The organism is Frigoribacterium sp. CFBP 8766, from assembly GCF_014841435.1.
In the GTDB taxonomy this organism is placed as follows: domain Bacteria; phylum Actinomycetota; class Actinomycetes; order Actinomycetales; family Microbacteriaceae; genus Frigoribacterium.
The window spans coordinates 228,749-242,900 of sequence record NZ_JACYTX010000002.1; the positions used below are offsets into that span (position 1 = coordinate 228,749).

The following is a 14,152-nucleotide window of genomic DNA, read 5'->3' on the forward strand; positions in this document are numbered from 1 at the left end:
TGCATGACCGACTCGCAGCACCCTGTGACCCCGACCGATCCTCGTACTGTCAGCGAACTCGCGGAGGCGGTGCAGGGCGGCTTCCCCGCGGCAGTCGCCGACCTCGGCGGCCTGGTCCGCATACCGTCCGTCTCGTGGGACGCCTTCGACCCCGCGCACGTGGCTGCCAGCGCCGAGGCCGTCGCCGAGCTCGTGCGGGGCACGGGCCTCTTCGAGACCGTGCAGGTGAGCCGTGCGCCGATCGGCGACACGGGCGCCCTCGGCCAGCCGGCCGTGCTCGCCCGGCGCCCCGCGCGCGACGGCAAGCCGACGGTCCTCCTCTACGCCCACCACGACGTGCAGCCTCAGGGCGACGACGCCGACTGGGACTCGCCTCCGTTCGAGCCCACCGTCAAGGGCGATCGCCTCTACGGGCGGGGCGCCTCCGACGACAAGGCCGGCGTGATGACCCACGTGGCGGCGCTGCGGGCCGTCCGCGAGGTGCTGGGCGACGACCTGGGCGTCGGCGTCGCGGTGTTCATCGAGGGGGAGGAGGAGTTCGGCTCCCGCTCGTTCGCCGACTTCCTCCGCCAGCACCGTGACGACCTCGCGGCCGACGTCATCGTCGTCGCCGACTCGGGCAACTGGAGCACGACCGTCCCCGCCATCACGGTGGGGCTCCGCGGCAACGTGACGTTCCGGCTGACCGTCCGCACCCTGGCGCACGCGTCCCACTCGGGGATGGTCGGCGGCGCGGTCCCGGACGCGATGCTCGCGATGGTGAAGCTGCTCGCCACGCTGCACGACGACGCGGGCAGCGTCGCCGTCGCCGGGCTGCACAGCCGTGAGGCCGAGCACCCCGAACAGAGCGAGCAGCAGCTGCGCGAGGAGGCCGGGCTGCTCGAGGGCGTGACGCCGATCGGCACCGGTCCGCTGCTCAGCCGCGTCTGGTCGCAGCCGTCGATCACGGTGACGGGCATCGACGCGCCGACCGTCGCGAACGCGTCGAACACGCTGTCGCCCGAGGTGTCCGTCCGGATCAGCGCGCGCATCGCTCCCGGGCAGGCCGCCTCCGAGGCCTACGCGGCCATCGAGGCGCACCTCCGCGAGCACGCCCCCTTCGGCGCGCACGTCGACATCGACGACGTCGACCAGGGCGACCCGTTCCTCGTCGACACCAGTGGCTGGGCCCTCGCCGAGGCCACGGCGGCCATGACCGAGGCCTGGGGGGAGGCGCCCCTGCAGATCGGCATCGGCGGCTCGATCCCGTTCATCGCGGACCTCGTCCAGACGTTCCCCGAGGCCCAGATCCTCGTCACGGGCGTGGAGGACCCCGACACGCGCGCGCACAGCCCGAACGAGTCGCAGCACCTCGGCGTGCTGCACCGTGCCGTGCTCAGCGAAGCCGTGCTGATCGCCCGCCTCGACGCACGGAGCTGAGGCACGACGGGGTCGACGGCGCCTGTGCACCGTCGGCCTCGTCGGCCCTGGTCGCCGGGAACAAATCCCGGCACGGGCTGCTTACACTGGTCAACGACGAGTGCCCCTGCGCACCGACCCGAGGAGGCTCCATGACCGACACCGCGACCCCCGCCGTCGAGACGGCCGCCGGCGACACGACGACCGCCCACGGCGTCACGATCACCGCGACCGCCGCCGACAAGGTGAAGAGCCTCCTGACGCAGGAGGGGCGTGACGACCTCCGCCTCCGCGTGGCCGTCCAGCCCGGTGGCTGCTCCGGCCTCATCTACCAGCTCTACTTCGACGAGCGCCTCCTCGAGAACGACGCCACGGTCGACTTCGACGGCGTCGAGGTCGTCGTCGACAAGATGAGCGTTCCCTATCTCGACGGCGCGGCCATCGACTTCGAGGACACGATCCAGAAGCAGGGCTTCACCATCGACAACCCGAACGCCCAGGGCAGCTGCGCCTGCGGCGACAGCTTCCACTGACGCAGGAGGCGCCTCCTAGGCGCTCCTGACCGGTCACCACACGAGAGGGACCGCCGAGAGGCGGTCCCTCTCGCACGTCCAGGTGGCTCGTGCTCGAACGACTCGGCGGGGCCGCGTGCAGAGGCCCGGTCAACCTGCGAGTAGGCTAGGGAAGTCCCGTCCTAGACTGGGAAGACCCCAAGCTGTCGTGTCATCCGAGAGGTAACAGTGCGTTCTAACCGCCGTCTTCGTTGGGCCGCCATCCCCGTGGCCGCCGTCATGGCCCTCGTCCTCGCGGGATGTACGCCCGAGCAGCTCCAGGGCTGGCTCCCCACCACCGCGGGCACCACCAACCACGTCGACAGCATCATCGGCCTGTGGGTCACGTCGTGGATCGTCCTGCTGATCGTCGGCCTCATCGTCTGGGGCCTCATCATCTGGACCTGCATCGCCTACCGGCGTCGCAAGGGCCAGACCGGCCTCCCCGTGCAGCTCCGCTACAACATGCCGATCGAGATCTTCTACACGGTCGTGCCGCTCATCCTCGTGCTGGGCTTCTTCGCCTTCACCGCGCGTGACCAGGCGGCCATCGAGGAGCCGACCGCGAACCCCGACGTGAAGATCGACGTCTACGCCAAGCGCTGGGCCTGGGACTTCAACTACATCGACCAGCAGCAGGAAGACGACAGCGTCTACTACCAGGGCATCCAGGCCCAGGAGCTGCCCGACGGCGAGGTCGACCAGGACCAGCTCCCGGTCCTGTACCTCCCCGTGGGCAAGACCGTGCAGATCGACCTCAAGTCGCGCGACGTCGCCCACTCGTTCTGGATCGTCGACTTCCTCTACAAGAAGGACACGATCCCCGGCAAGACCAACTTCATGTACTTCACGCCCGAGAAAGAGGGCACGTTCACGGGCAAGTGCGCCGAGCTCTGCGGCGAGTACCACTCCCTGATGCTGTTCAACGTCAAGGTCGTCTCCGAGGGCGAGTACGAGGACTACCTCAGCACGCTCGCCGACGAGGGCAACACCGGCCTCCTCGGCGACCAGTACAACACCAACACCAACCAGCCGAACAACGAGGCGCCCGTCGCCGCCGGTTCGGACGAGAAGTAAAGGCACGGGTTCGATGACAGCCACCGCCACCCGCCCCACCACGGGCGGAACCTCCTCAGGGCAGAACTTCGGAGCGTCGAAGGTCGGCCGCAAGGGCAACGTCGTCGTCACGTGGTTGACGTCGACCGACCACAAGACCATCGGGTACATGTACCTGATCGCGTCGTTCCTCTTCTTCTGCCTCGGCGGCGTCATGGCGCTGCTGATCCGCGCGCAGCTCTTCGCCCCCGGGCTCGAGATCGTGCAGACGAAAGAGCAGTACAACCAGCTCTTCACCATGCACGGCACGATCATGCTGCTCATGTTCGCGACGCCGCTGTTCTCGGGCTTCGCCAACGCGCTCATGCCGCTGCAGATCGGTGCGCCCGACGTCGCCTTCCCGCGGCTGAACGGCTTCGCCTTCTGGCTCTACCTCTTCGGCTCGCTCATCGCGGTCGCCGGCTTCCTCACCCCCCAGGGCGCCGCCTCCTTCGGCTGGTTCGCCTACGCGCCGCTGTCGGACACGACGTTCTCACCAGGGCTCGGCGGCAACTTGTGGGTCTTCGGGCTCGGCATGACCGGCTTCAGCACCATCCTCGGCTCGGTCAACTTCATCACCACCATCGTGACGATGCGTGCCCCCGGCATGACGATGTGGCGCATGCCGATCTTCACCTGGAACACGCTGATCACCTCGATCCTCGTGATCATGGCGTTCCCCGTCCTCGCCGCCGCCCTGTTCGGGCTCGGGTTCGACCGGGTGTTCGACGCGCAGGTCTTCAACCCCGCCAACGGAGGCGCCATCCTGTGGCAGCACCTCTTCTGGTTCTTCGGTCACCCTGAGGTCTACATCATCGCGCTGCCGTTCTTCGGCATCGTCTCCGAGGTCTTCCCGGTGTTCAGCCGGAAGCCGATCTTCGGCTACAAGACGCTGGTGTACGCGACGATCTCGATCGCGGCCCTGTCCGTCACCGTGTGGGCGCACCACATGTACGTCACCGGCTCCGTCCTCCTGCCGTTCTTCTCGCTGATGACGATGCTCATCGCGGTCCCCACCGGCGTGAAGATCTTCAACTGGATCGGCACGATGTGGCGCGGCTCGGTCACGTTCGAGACCCCGATGCTCTGGGCGATCGGTTTCCTGGTGACGTTCACCTTCGGTGGGCTCACCGGCGTCATCCTGGCGTCGCCCCCGCTCGACTTCCACGTCTCCGACACGTACTTCGTCGTGGCGCACTTCCACTACGTGGTGTTCGGCACGGTCGTCTTCGCGATGTTCTCCGGCTTCTACTTCTGGTGGCCGAAGTGGACGGGCAAGATGCTCAACGAGCGTCTCGGCAAGATCCACTTCTGGATGCTCTTCATCGGCTTCCACACGACGTTCCTCATCCAGCACTGGCTCGGCGTCATGGGCATGCCCCGCCGCTACGCCACATACCAGGCCGAGGACCACTTCACGTGGATGAACCAGCTGTCGACGATCGGCGCCATGCTCCTCGGCGTCTCGATCCTGCCGTTCCTCTACAACGTCTACATCACCGCGCGTCGGGCGCCCAAGGTCGAGGTCAACGACCCCTGGGGCTACTCCCGCTCGCTCGAGTGGGCCACGTCGTGCCCGCCGCCCCGCCACAACTTCACGTCCATCCCGCGCATCCGCTCGGAGTCGCCGGCGTTCGACCTCAACCACCCCGAGGCGGGCATCCCCGTCGGCATCGGTCCGGTCAAGGACGCACCCGAGGCCCCCACGTACGACGCATCCAGCAACGAGGTGAAGTAGTCCGATGAGAACCAACGCGACCCTGTTCTGGATCCTCGCGATCTTCTTCTTCCTCATGGACGCCGTGTACGTCATCTGGAGCCTCATCGACACGGGCAAGGTGGAGTGGGCCGGCACCATGGGCATCGGCCTCGCTGGCGCCCTGGGCGTGTTCCTGGCCTTCTACATGGGGCGCTCGCACGCGGCCCAGGGCGGCGAGCTCGCCGAGGACCGTCCCGACGCGAACATCGACGACGGCGACCCCGAGCTCGGGCACTTCAGCCCCTGGTCGTGGTGGCCCATCCTGCTCGCCTTCTCGTGCGGCCTGATCTTCCTCGCCCTCGCTGTCGGCATGTGGATCATCTACATCGGTGGCGCCCTCGTGGCCGTCGCCCTCGTCGGCTGGGTCTACGAGTACTACCGGGGCAACTTCGCCCACTGACGTCATCGTCCACGCGGATGCCGCCCACCCTTGAGGGTGGGCGGCATCCGTCGTTGGTGCCTGCGGCTGGCTGTGTCTGCGCGGCCGACGTGGCTGCCGTTCCGTGCGGACGGGCACACTCGAGCTCTCTGACGCGAAGGGGACGAGATGCGCCGGGGCCCGTTGCCGACTTGTCCCATTCCCCCTGATCACCGGATTCAACGTGCGTCGGTGAGCGCAGTGGGCCCCACTGGCTCGCTCGGCTCATCGTGCGGAGTCGGCGGGTAGCTGTAGCCGCTGGCAGGTCCGCGCGGACCGCCACGGCCTGCGGCCACCCGACGATGGTCACGGGAACCCGCCGAGGTCAGCGGGGTGCGGCATCGAGGCCGCCAGGCGCATCAGAGAGCGCGTAGCCTCGTGCTCCGCGGTGGCGCATCGGCCCGGTTCTCGTCGTCACCTGCAGTGGGTCGGCCCTGGCCCGTCGGGAGCTATGGCAACCCGCCGCACAGGTGCTGGGAGGCCGTCGAGGCGCTCGCACACGCCTGGGGAGCCCTGGCCGTGCCTCCTGGAACGCGCGACCCTGTCGCACTACCTCGTGCGGGGACGGAGGATCGCTGTCGCCGCCGGCGGGTCCGCGCTGACCTGCTGGGGGCTAGGTGGGCCCGCCGAGTGGCACGTGAACGCGCCGCGAGGCACGGGAGCCCGGTGAGGGCTACGGGAAGCCGCCGTGGGGCACGATGGCCCGCCCGAAGGCGGAGCGGCGTCCTGCGGCGCTGGGTGGGACCGCGGGCGAATGCGTGAGTCCGTAGGCGTGGGGGAGAGGGTTGGGTAGCGAACGACGGAGGGCCCGACCGCTGGTGCGGTCGGGCCCTCCGGGTGGTGCAGGTGGGTCAGTGCTCGTCGTGGTGCGAGGCCTCGATCTCCGAACGCTTGACCGGCGCGATGCGGTCCTCGAAGAAGAAGGTCGACACCGACGCCCTGACGCGCTGCAGGGGAGTGATCTGCCCGTTCGCGTTCGGACGGATCATGAGCGGCTCGTACTCGTTGAAGTTCAGCAGACGCCAGCGCTCGTACTCGTCGAGCTGCTCGTGGACCTCGACGTACTCGCCACCGGGGAGGCGGACGATGCGACCCGACTCGTAGCCGTGCAGCGCGATCTCGCGGTCCTTCTTCTGGAGAGCCAGGCAGACGCGCTTGGTGATCCAGAAGGCGAGGAACGGCCCGATGATCAGCACGGCCTGGACCGAGTGGATCACGAAGTTCAGCGAGAGCCTGAAGTGCGTGGCCATGATGTCCGAGCTCGCCGCTGCCCACAGCGCTGCGTAGACGACGATGCCGGCGGCACCGATCGCCGTGCGGGTCGGGGCGTTGCGCGGACGGTCGAGGATGTGGTGCTCGCGCTTGTCGCCGGTCACCCATGCCTCGAGGAACGGGTACAGCAGCACCGCGAGGATGAAGATCACCAGGACGGCGATCGGCGCCAGGATGTTCATCGAGACCGTGTAGCCGAAGAAGAGGAACTCCCAGCCCGGCGGGACGAGTCGCAGAGCACCGTCGGCGAAGCCGATGTACCAGTCGGGCTGCGTTCCCGCCGACACCGGCGACGGGTCGTAGGGACCGTAGTTCCAGATCGGGTTGATCGTGAAGAGCGACGCGATCAGCACCAGGACGCCGAAGACGATGAAGAAGAACCCGCCGGCCTTGGCGGCGAAGACCGGCATGACGGGGACGCCGACGACGTTCTCGTTGGTCTTGCCGGGGCCAGCCCACTGCGTGTGCTTGTTGATGATCAGCAGCAGCAGGTGGACGCCGAGGAGGGCGATCAGGAGCGCCGGCAGCAGCATGATGTGCAGCGAGTAGAAGCGACCCACCATGTCCGTGCCGGGGAACTCGCCGCCGAAGAGGAGGTACGAGATCCAGACGCCGATCACGGGGATGCCCTTGACCATGCCGTCGATGATCCGCGCACCGTTGCCCGAGAGCAGGTCGTCGGGGAGCGAGTAGCCCGTGAATCCCTCGGCCATGGCGAGCACCCAGAGGGTGAAGCCGACGACCCAGTTGATCTCGCGGGGCTTGCGGAACGCACCCGTGAAGTAGACGCGCAGCATGTGCAGCATGATCGACGCCACGAAGAGCAGGGCAGCCCAGTGGTGGATCTGGCGGAACAGCAGGCCGCCGCGGATGTCGAACGAGATGTCGAGCGTCGACGCCATGGCGGCCGACATGTTGAGGCCCTTGAGCGGCACGTACGAGCCGTTGTAGTTGACCTCGGCCATGGACGGCTGGAAGAAGAACGTCAGGAACGTGCCCGAGAGCAGGATCACGACGAACGAGTACAGCGCGACCTCGCCGAGCATGAACGACCAGTGGTCGGGGAAGATCTTGCGACCCACCTCGCGGACGAGGCCCGACATGCTCGTGCGCTCGTCGACGTAGTTCGCCGCGGCACCGAAGATCTTGTTCGTCTTGGTCGGCGCGAAGGCCGGTGCCGTTGTGGTGGTGGTCGAGCCCTCAGACGACGGAGTCGTGTCGGTGCTCGGTGCCGGTGTGGTGGTGATCACTTTTCGCGCTCCCAGAAGCTAGGGCCCACAGGTTCGTGGAAGTCGCTCTGCGCGACGAGGTACCCGTCGGAGTCCACGGCGATGGGCAGCTGCGGGAGAGGCCGCTTGGCCGGTCCGAAGATCACTTCGCAGTTGTTCGTCACGTCGAAGGTCGACTGGTGGCAGGGGCAGAGCAGGTGGTGTGTCTGCTGCTCGTAGAGCGCCACGGGGCACCCGACGTGCGTGCAGATCTTGGAGTACGCGACGATGCCGTCGTACTGCCATCCCTCGCGGCCTTCAGGGATGTTGAGGTCCTCGGGCTTCAGGCGCATGAGCAGCACGGCTGCCTTCGCCTTCTCCTCGAGGAGGTGCTCCGACTCGTTCAGGTTCTCGGGGATCACGTGGAACACCGAGCCCAGGGTCACGTCGGACGCTCTGATGCGCGAGCCGTCAGGGTCGCGGGTGAGGTGCATGCCGTCTTCCCAGAGGGTGTGACGGAGCACCTCGTTGGGGTCCTCTGCCGGGGCCAGGTCGCGGAAGATCACGACGGCCGGCAGGGGAGTGGCGACGAGTGCGCCGATGAGGCTGTTGCGGATCAGCGCACGGCGGCCGAAGCCCGACTCCTGGTTGCCCAGGGCGAAGACCTCGACGGCCTTCTCACGGGTCTCGTCGGTGCCGCGGGTGCTGTGGCGCATCTCGGTGATCTCGCGAGCGGGCATGAGCGTCTTCGACCAGTGCACCGCACCGATGCCGACGGAGAGCAGGCCGAGCGCTATGCCGAGGCCGAGGAAGAGGTTGTTCAGCCGCACCGAGCCGGAGTCGCCGGACGTGATCGGGAACGCCACGTAGGCGCCGATGGCACCGATGCTGCCGACGATCGACAGGAAGAACCAGATGCTGACCTGGCGCTCGGCCTTCTTCTCGGCCTTGGGGTCGATGTCCGTGACGCGGTCGCGGTGCGGCGGCTCACCCGGGTTCTCGAAGACGTCCGTCGTGACGACGGCCGTTCCGGCCGACACCTGTCGAGGCTCATGCTTCTCGACAGCCGAGCCCGCGGTGGGGGCCTCGTCGTCGTGCTGTGCCATGGTTTCTTGCCTTTCGTGGAGTGCGGGAGAGTCGCGGGTCAGTTGGACCGGGCGGTGAGCCAGATGGTCACGGCGACGATCGCGCCGAGGCCGAAGATCCAGATGAAGAGGCCCTCGGCGACGGGGCCGAGGCTCCCGAGCTCGAACCCGCCGGGCGACGGGTTGTTCTCCAGGTACTTGAGGTAGGTGATGACGTCGGCCTTGTCCTGGGGGGACAGGTTGAGGTCGTTGAAGACGGGCATGTTCTGCGGGCCGGTGAGCATGGCCTCGTAGATGTGCGCGCCGCTGACGCCGTCGAGTGCGGGGGCGTACTTGCCCTCGGTGAGGGCGCCTCCTGCGCCAGCGACGTTGTGGCACATGGCGCAGTTGATGCGGAACAGCTCGGCGCCGTTGGTGGTGTCGCCGTCGGCCTGCAGGTACTCCTCGTCGGGGATCGCGGGACCGGGGGCCAGCGACGCGACGTAGGCGGCGAGGTCGTAGACCTGGTCGTCCGTGAACTGCGTGGGCTTCTCTTCTGCCTGGGGGCCGTTGGCCGCCATGGGCATGCGGCCCGTGCCGACCTGGAAGTCGACCGAGGCGGCGCCGACGCCGATGAGGCTCGGGCCCTCGCCCGTCCCGTCGGCGGCCAGGCCGTGGCAGGTGGCGCAGTTGGAGGCGAAGAGCTTCTGGCCCTCGTCGATGCTCTGCTGCGAGGTTGCGGAGGTGGTGCTCTCGTCGGCGGTGGCCGTGGACGAGAAGAGGGCGTACGCGCCGCCCGTGGTCAGCAGGCCGACCAGGAGGAGCGAGGCCGTGGCCAGGGGGCTGCGGCGACCGGTCTTGGCCGGGCGGCGCTTGGGCGTGCGGCCCTCGGGAGAGGACGTGGCTGCTGAGCTTTTGAGGAACATGCTGTGCGAGGGATCCAATGCCTATTTGAGGACGTAGACGACCATGAAGAGGCCGATCCACACCACGTCGACGAAGTGCCAGTAGTACGAGACGACGATGGCGGTCGTCGCCTCCTTGTGACCGAAGTTCTTGACGGCGAAGGCGCGGCCGATCGTGAGCAGGAACGCGATGAGCCCGCCGATGACGTGGGCCCCGTGGAAGCCGGTCGTCATGTAGAAGGCCGAGCCGTAGGCGCTCGAGCTGAGCGTGACGTGCTCGGAGATGAGGTGCGCGTACTCGAACACCTGGAGGCAGATGAACGCGGCGCCCATGGAGTAGGTGAGGAAGAACCATTCGACCATGCCCCACGAGCCGACCTGGAACAGCTTGCCGGTGCGTCGTGCCTGCATGCGCTCGGCGGCGAAGACGCCGAACTGGCAGGTGACCGACGAGAGCACGAGCATGATCGTGTTCGTCAGGGCGAACGGCACGTCGAGCTTGGCGGTCTCGGCAGCCCACAGCCCCGGTGAGGTGCTGCGCAGCGTGAAGTAGATCGCGAAGAGGCCGGCGAAGAACATGACCTCGCTGCCGAGCCACACGATGGTGCCCACGGCAACCGTGCTCGGCCGGTTCACGACCGGTCCTGCAGAAGGTCTCGAGAGAGAGGTACTTGTCACGAGGACCATTATGCCTGGTAACCGGCCCAGGGTTTGCGCAGGAAACCCCGGGTGGTGGATTTTGCGTTGACGACGAGCTATGTGATGGGCCACCCTGTGCGCCGATAGCCTTGGCGGCATGATCCACGACCTGACCTGGCCCTTCCTCATCGACCAGCTGCTCTCCGGGCGCGACCTCTCGATCAGCGAGGCGACCTGGGCGATGGAGCGCGTCATGGTGGGGGAGGCGACCCCGGCCCAGCTCGGCGCGTTCCTCGTGGCCCTCCGTGCCAAGGGCGAGACCGTCGACGAGATCGTCGGCTTCCGCGACGCCGTGCTGGCCCACGCGGTGCCGCTGCCCGTCGACTCCATGGCCGTCGACATCGTGGGCACGGGAGGCGACCGCTTCGGCACCGTGAACGTGTCGACGATGGCGTCCGTCGTCGTCGCGTCGACCGGCGTCCCCGTCATCAAGCACGGCAACCGCGCCGCGAGCTCGTCGTCGGGGTCGTCGGACGTGCTGGCGGCCCTCGGCATCGACCTGGGGCTCGGCGCCGACCGCGTCGCCGAGGTGCTCGGCGAGGTGGGGCTCACCTTCGCCTTCGCGGCCGCGTTCCACCCGGGCTTCGGCCACGCCGCGGCCGTCCGGCGCGAGATCGGCGTGCCCACGGTGTTCAACTTCCTCGGCCCGCTCGTCAACCCGGCGCGGCCGGAGGCGAGCGCCGTCGGCGTCGCGTCGCCCGAGAAGGTGGCCCTCATCGTCGGCGTCTTCCAGACGCGCGGGGCGACGGCGCTGGTGTTCCGGGGCGACGACGGGCTCGACGAGCTCACGACGACGGGTCACAGCCACATCTGGGAGGTGTCGGCCGGCTCGGTGACCGAGCACGACCTCGACCCCCTCGAGCTGGGCATCCCGCGCGCGGCCATCGCCGACCTGGTGGGCGGCGACGCCGAGCACAACGCCGGCGTGGCTCGTCGTGTCCTCGACGGGGAGACCGGCCCCGTCCGCGACATCGTCCTGCTCAACGCCGCCGCCGGGCTCGTCTCGTACCGCCTCGCCCAGGACCAGGCCCAGCGCGACCGGCCGATCCTCGCCCGGTTCCGCGAGCAGCTCCTGGTCGCCGCCGAGGCGATCGACTCGGGCGCCGCCTCCCGCAAGCTGGCCGACTGGGTGGCCGCCACTCGGCGCTGAGGCGTGCCGACCGCCTCCTGCGTCCCGCCCGGCGCCGAGACGAGGAGGCGGTCCTCCGGCACACGACGGAGGGCCCGTTCCTGACGGAACGGGCCCTCTTCTTGTCACCTCAGGGGAGGCTGGCGTCAGTTGACGTCTTCGTCGACCCAGTCGAAGGTCTTCGTGACGGCCTTCTTCCAGAGGCGGAGGGTGCGGTCGCGCTCGTCGGCCTCGATGTTCGGCGTCCAGCGCTTGTCCTCCTGCCAGTTCGAGCGCAGGTCGTCGAGCGTCTCCCAGAAGCCGACCGCGAGGCCTGCCGCGTAGGCGGCGCCCAGCGCGGTGGTCTCGGCGACGACCGGACGCACCACGGGCACGTTCAGGATGTCGGCCTGGAACTGCATCAGCGCGTCGTTGCCGGTCATGCCGCCGTCGACCTTGAGCTCGGTCAGGTCGACGCCCGAGTCGGCGTTGACCGCGTCGAGCACCTCGCGGGTCTGGAACGCCGTCGCCTCGAGGGCGGCACGGGCGATGTGGCCCTTGTTGACGTAGCGCGTGAGGCCGACCAGGGCGCCACGGGCGTCCGAGCGCCAGTAGGGCGCGAACAGGCCGGAGAACGCGGGCACGAAGTAGACGCCTCCGTTGTCCTCGACGCTCTTGGCGAGCTCCTCGACCTCGGGCGCGGAGCCGATGATGCCGAGGTTGTCGCGCAGCCACTGGATCAGCGAGCCGGTGACGGCGATCGAGCCCTCGAGCGCGTAGTGCGGCGCCGCGTCGCCGAGCTTGTAGCCCAGCGTCGTGAGGAGGCCGTTCTTCGAGTGGACGATCTCCTCGCCCGTGTTGAAGATCAGGAAGTTGCCGGTGCCGTAGGTGTTCTTCGACTCGCCCTGGTCGAACGCGGCCTGGCCGAAGGTCGCTGCTTGCTGGTCGCCCAGGATGCCGGCGATCGGGACCTCGCGGAGGAGGCTGGAGGCCTCGACCGTGCCGTAGACCTCGGACGAGCTCTTGATCTCGGGGAGCATCGAGCGCGGCACGTCGAAGGCCTCGAGGATGTCGTCGCGCCACTCGAGCGTCTCGAGGTCCATGAAGAGGGTGCGCGAGGCGTTGGTGACGTCGGTGACGTGCACGCCGCCGTCGGTGCCGCCGGTGAGGTTCCAGAGGACCCAGGTGTCGGTCGTGCCGAAGAGCAGGTCGCCGGCCTCGGCCTTCTCGCGGGCGCCCTCGACGTTCTCGAGGATCCAGACGACCTTCGTGCCCGAGAAGTAGGTGGCGAGCGGCAGGCCCACGACGGGCTTGAAGCGCTCGACGCCGCCGTCGGCCGCGAGGCGGTCGACGATCGACTGGGTGCGGGTGTCCTGCCAGACGATGGCGTTGTAGACGGCCTTGCCGGTGGTCTTGTCCCAGACGACGGCGGTCTCGCGCTGGTTGGTGATGCCGACGGCCTTGATGTTGTGGCGCGTGATGTCGGCGCGGGACAGGGCCTGGCCGATGACCTCGCGGGTGTTCTCCCAGATCTCGGCGGGGTCGTGCTCGACCCAGCCGGCGCGCGGGAAGATCTGCTCGTGCTCCTTCTGGCCGGTCGAGACGATCGATCCGGAGTGGTCGAAGATGATGGCGCGGGTGCTGGTGGTGCCCTGGTCGATCGCCAGGATGTAGTCGTCGCTCACGGGTGGTTCTCCTTCGTCGTTGATGGTGTGCACCGGGCAGGGAGGTCACGCCCCGGCCGTGGCCGGAGCGTGTCCCGGGTGTCCCCGCGGTGCAGTCGTGGAACGGGTGTGGCCGGTCTGCTAGCCGTTGATGAGGGGGAGGAGCGGGTACGACAGCAGCGCCGCGAGCGCGCCGCCGACCAGGGGGCCCACCACGGGCACCCAGGCGTAGGACCAGTCGCTCGAGCCCTTGCCCTTGATGGGCAGGAGGGCGTGCGCGATGCGCGGGCCGAGGTCACGGGCCGGGTTGATCGCGTAGCCGGTCGGGCCTCCGAGCGAGGCGCCGATGCCGACGACGAGGAGGCCGACAGCGAGGCCGCCGAGGGCGCCCAGGTTCGCCGGGGCCGCGCTGCCGTTGGTGAACGCGATGATGACGAAGACCAGGACGAAGGTGCCGATGATCTCGGTGACCAGGTTCCAGCCGTAGTTGCGGATGGCCGGGCCGGTCGAGAAGACGCCGAGCTTGGAGGCCGGGTCGGGCTCCTCGTCGAAGTGGTTCTTGTAGGCCAGCCAGACGATGACGGCACCGAGGATCGCACCGATCATCTGCGCCGCGACGTAGACGAGGAACTGCGGGAAGTCGATGTTGCCGAGGATCAGCTGCGCGATGCTGACGGCGGGGTTGAGGTGGGCGCCGGAGGAGTACGACACCGAGATGCCGGCGAAGACCGCGAGGCCCCAGCCGAAGTTCACCATCAGGGTGCCGCCGTTGAAGCCCTTCGACTTCGTGAGGGCCACGTTGGCGACCACGCCGCCACCGAGGGTGAGGAGCATGGCGGTGCCCACCAGCTCAGAGAGAAAAATCGTTCCCAGGTCCACGTCGACCTTCCTTAGTCGTCGGGCGGGGTGCCACTGTGCACCTCCGCGGTGAGCGTGTGGCATCACCATAGACCCGCGTGCGGCCCCGTCCGCCACCCGAATCACCACGGATGCACATATGTGCACGGGAGG

General features: G+C 68.4%; 12 protein-coding genes. 6 read left to right on the forward strand and 6 right to left on the reverse strand.

Annotated elements, in window-relative coordinates:
• Positions 1-3: 3 nt before the first annotated feature.
• From IFT90_RS06925 to IFT90_RS06945, 5 genes are all read left to right on the forward strand, one after another.
• Positions 4-1,419 (forward strand): dipeptidase, encoded by a 1,416-nt coding sequence (locus IFT90_RS06925; RefSeq protein WP_192041596.1) that lies wholly within the window; start codon positions 4-6, stop codon positions 1,417-1,419.
• Positions 1,420-1,550: 131 nt separating this feature from the next.
• Positions 1,551-1,931: an iron-sulfur cluster insertion protein ErpA gene (gene erpA / locus IFT90_RS06930; protein WP_123545598.1), complete on the forward strand. Its 381-nt coding sequence runs from the start codon at positions 1,551-1,553 to the stop codon at positions 1,929-1,931.
• A gap of 258 nt (positions 1,932-2,189) precedes the next feature.
• The gene (gene coxB / locus IFT90_RS06935; RefSeq protein ID WP_192042284.1) at positions 2,190-3,026 is read left to right on the forward strand and encodes a cytochrome c oxidase subunit II; all 837 of its coding nucleotides are present in this window, start codon (positions 2,190-2,192) and stop codon (positions 3,024-3,026) included.
• Between the two features lie 13 nt (positions 3,027-3,039).
• A complete protein-coding gene (ctaD, locus tag IFT90_RS06940; RefSeq protein WP_146901127.1) occupies positions 3,040-4,782 on the forward strand; it encodes a cytochrome c oxidase subunit I in 1,743 nt (580 codons plus the stop codon).
• Positions 4,783-4,786: 4 nt separating this feature from the next.
• A complete protein-coding gene (locus tag IFT90_RS06945) occupies positions 4,787-5,203 on the forward strand; it encodes a cytochrome c oxidase subunit 4 (protein WP_192041597.1) in 417 nt (138 codons plus the stop codon).
• 869 nt (positions 5,204-6,072) lie between these two features.
• Here the strand turns inward: IFT90_RS06945 and IFT90_RS06950 are convergent.
• From IFT90_RS06950 to IFT90_RS06965, 4 genes are read right to left on the reverse strand one after another with little or no spacing between them, the layout of a single operon-like run.
• Positions 6,073-7,743 carry a cytochrome bc complex cytochrome b subunit gene (locus tag IFT90_RS06950; RefSeq protein ID WP_371812168.1) on the reverse strand — a complete coding sequence of 557 codons (1,671 nt, stop codon included), beginning with the start codon at positions 7,741-7,743 and terminating at the stop codon, positions 6,073-6,075.
• Positions 7,740-8,807 carry a ubiquinol-cytochrome c reductase iron-sulfur subunit gene (locus IFT90_RS06955; protein WP_192041598.1) on the reverse strand — a complete coding sequence of 356 codons (1,068 nt, stop codon included), beginning with the start codon at positions 8,805-8,807 and terminating at the stop codon, positions 7,740-7,742. Before IFT90_RS06955 ends, IFT90_RS06950 begins: the two co-directional genes overlap by 4 nt.
• Positions 8,808-8,845: 38 nt before the next feature.
• Positions 8,846-9,691 (reverse strand): c-type cytochrome, encoded by an 846-nt coding sequence (locus IFT90_RS06960; RefSeq protein WP_192041599.1) that lies wholly within the window; start codon positions 9,689-9,691, stop codon positions 8,846-8,848.
• 21 nt (positions 9,692-9,712) lie between these two features.
• Entirely contained in the window at positions 9,713-10,357 is a 645-nt protein-coding gene (locus IFT90_RS06965; RefSeq protein ID WP_123545607.1) for a heme-copper oxidase subunit III, read from the reverse strand.
• A 109-nt stretch (positions 10,358-10,466) separates the two neighbouring features.
• On the opposite strand from IFT90_RS06965, the gene trpD reads away from it, so the two are divergent.
• Positions 10,467-11,519 (forward strand): anthranilate phosphoribosyltransferase, encoded by a 1,053-nt coding sequence (gene trpD / locus IFT90_RS06970; RefSeq protein WP_192041600.1) that lies wholly within the window; start codon positions 10,467-10,469, stop codon positions 11,517-11,519.
• A 125-nt stretch (positions 11,520-11,644) separates the two neighbouring features.
• Here trpD and glpK read toward each other — a convergent pair whose 3' ends face one another.
• A complete protein-coding gene (gene glpK, locus IFT90_RS06975) occupies positions 11,645-13,162 on the reverse strand; it encodes a glycerol kinase GlpK (protein WP_123545611.1) in 1,518 nt (505 codons plus the stop codon).
• Positions 13,163-13,282: 120 nt separating this feature from the next.
• On the reverse strand, positions 13,283-13,975 hold the full coding sequence (locus IFT90_RS06980) for an MIP/aquaporin family protein (protein ID WP_244644872.1): 693 nt from the start codon (positions 13,973-13,975) through the stop codon (positions 13,283-13,285).
• Positions 13,976-14,152 lie beyond the last annotated feature (177 nt).

Coding starts and splice junctions, on each gene's coding strand:
- IFT90_RS06955 (WP_192041598.1), bottom strand. CDS start 8,807: ATGGCACAGCACGACGACGAGGCCCCCACCGCGGGCTCGGCTGTCGAG.
- erpA (WP_123545598.1), top strand. CDS start 1,551: ATGACCGACACCGCGACCCCCGCCGTCGAGACGGCCGCCGGCGACACG.
- IFT90_RS06925 (WP_192041596.1), top strand. CDS start 4: ATGACCGACTCGCAGCACCCTGTGACCCCGACCGATCCTCGTACTGTC.
- IFT90_RS06965 (WP_123545607.1), bottom strand. CDS start 10,357: ATGGTCCTCGTGACAAGTACCTCTCTCTCGAGACCTTCTGCAGGACCG.
- IFT90_RS06960 (WP_192041599.1), bottom strand. CDS start 9,691: ATGTTCCTCAAAAGCTCAGCAGCCACGTCCTCTCCCGAGGGCCGCACG.
- IFT90_RS06945 (WP_192041597.1), top strand. CDS start 4,787: ATGAGAACCAACGCGACCCTGTTCTGGATCCTCGCGATCTTCTTCTTC.
- trpD (WP_192041600.1), top strand. CDS start 10,467: ATGATCCACGACCTGACCTGGCCCTTCCTCATCGACCAGCTGCTCTCC.
- coxB (WP_192042284.1), top strand. CDS start 2,190: ATGGCCCTCGTCCTCGCGGGATGTACGCCCGAGCAGCTCCAGGGCTGG.
- ctaD (WP_146901127.1), top strand. CDS start 3,040: ATGACAGCCACCGCCACCCGCCCCACCACGGGCGGAACCTCCTCAGGG.
- IFT90_RS06980 (WP_244644872.1), bottom strand. CDS start 13,975: ATGCTCCTCACCCTCGGTGGCGGCGTGGTCGCCAACGTGGCCCTCACG.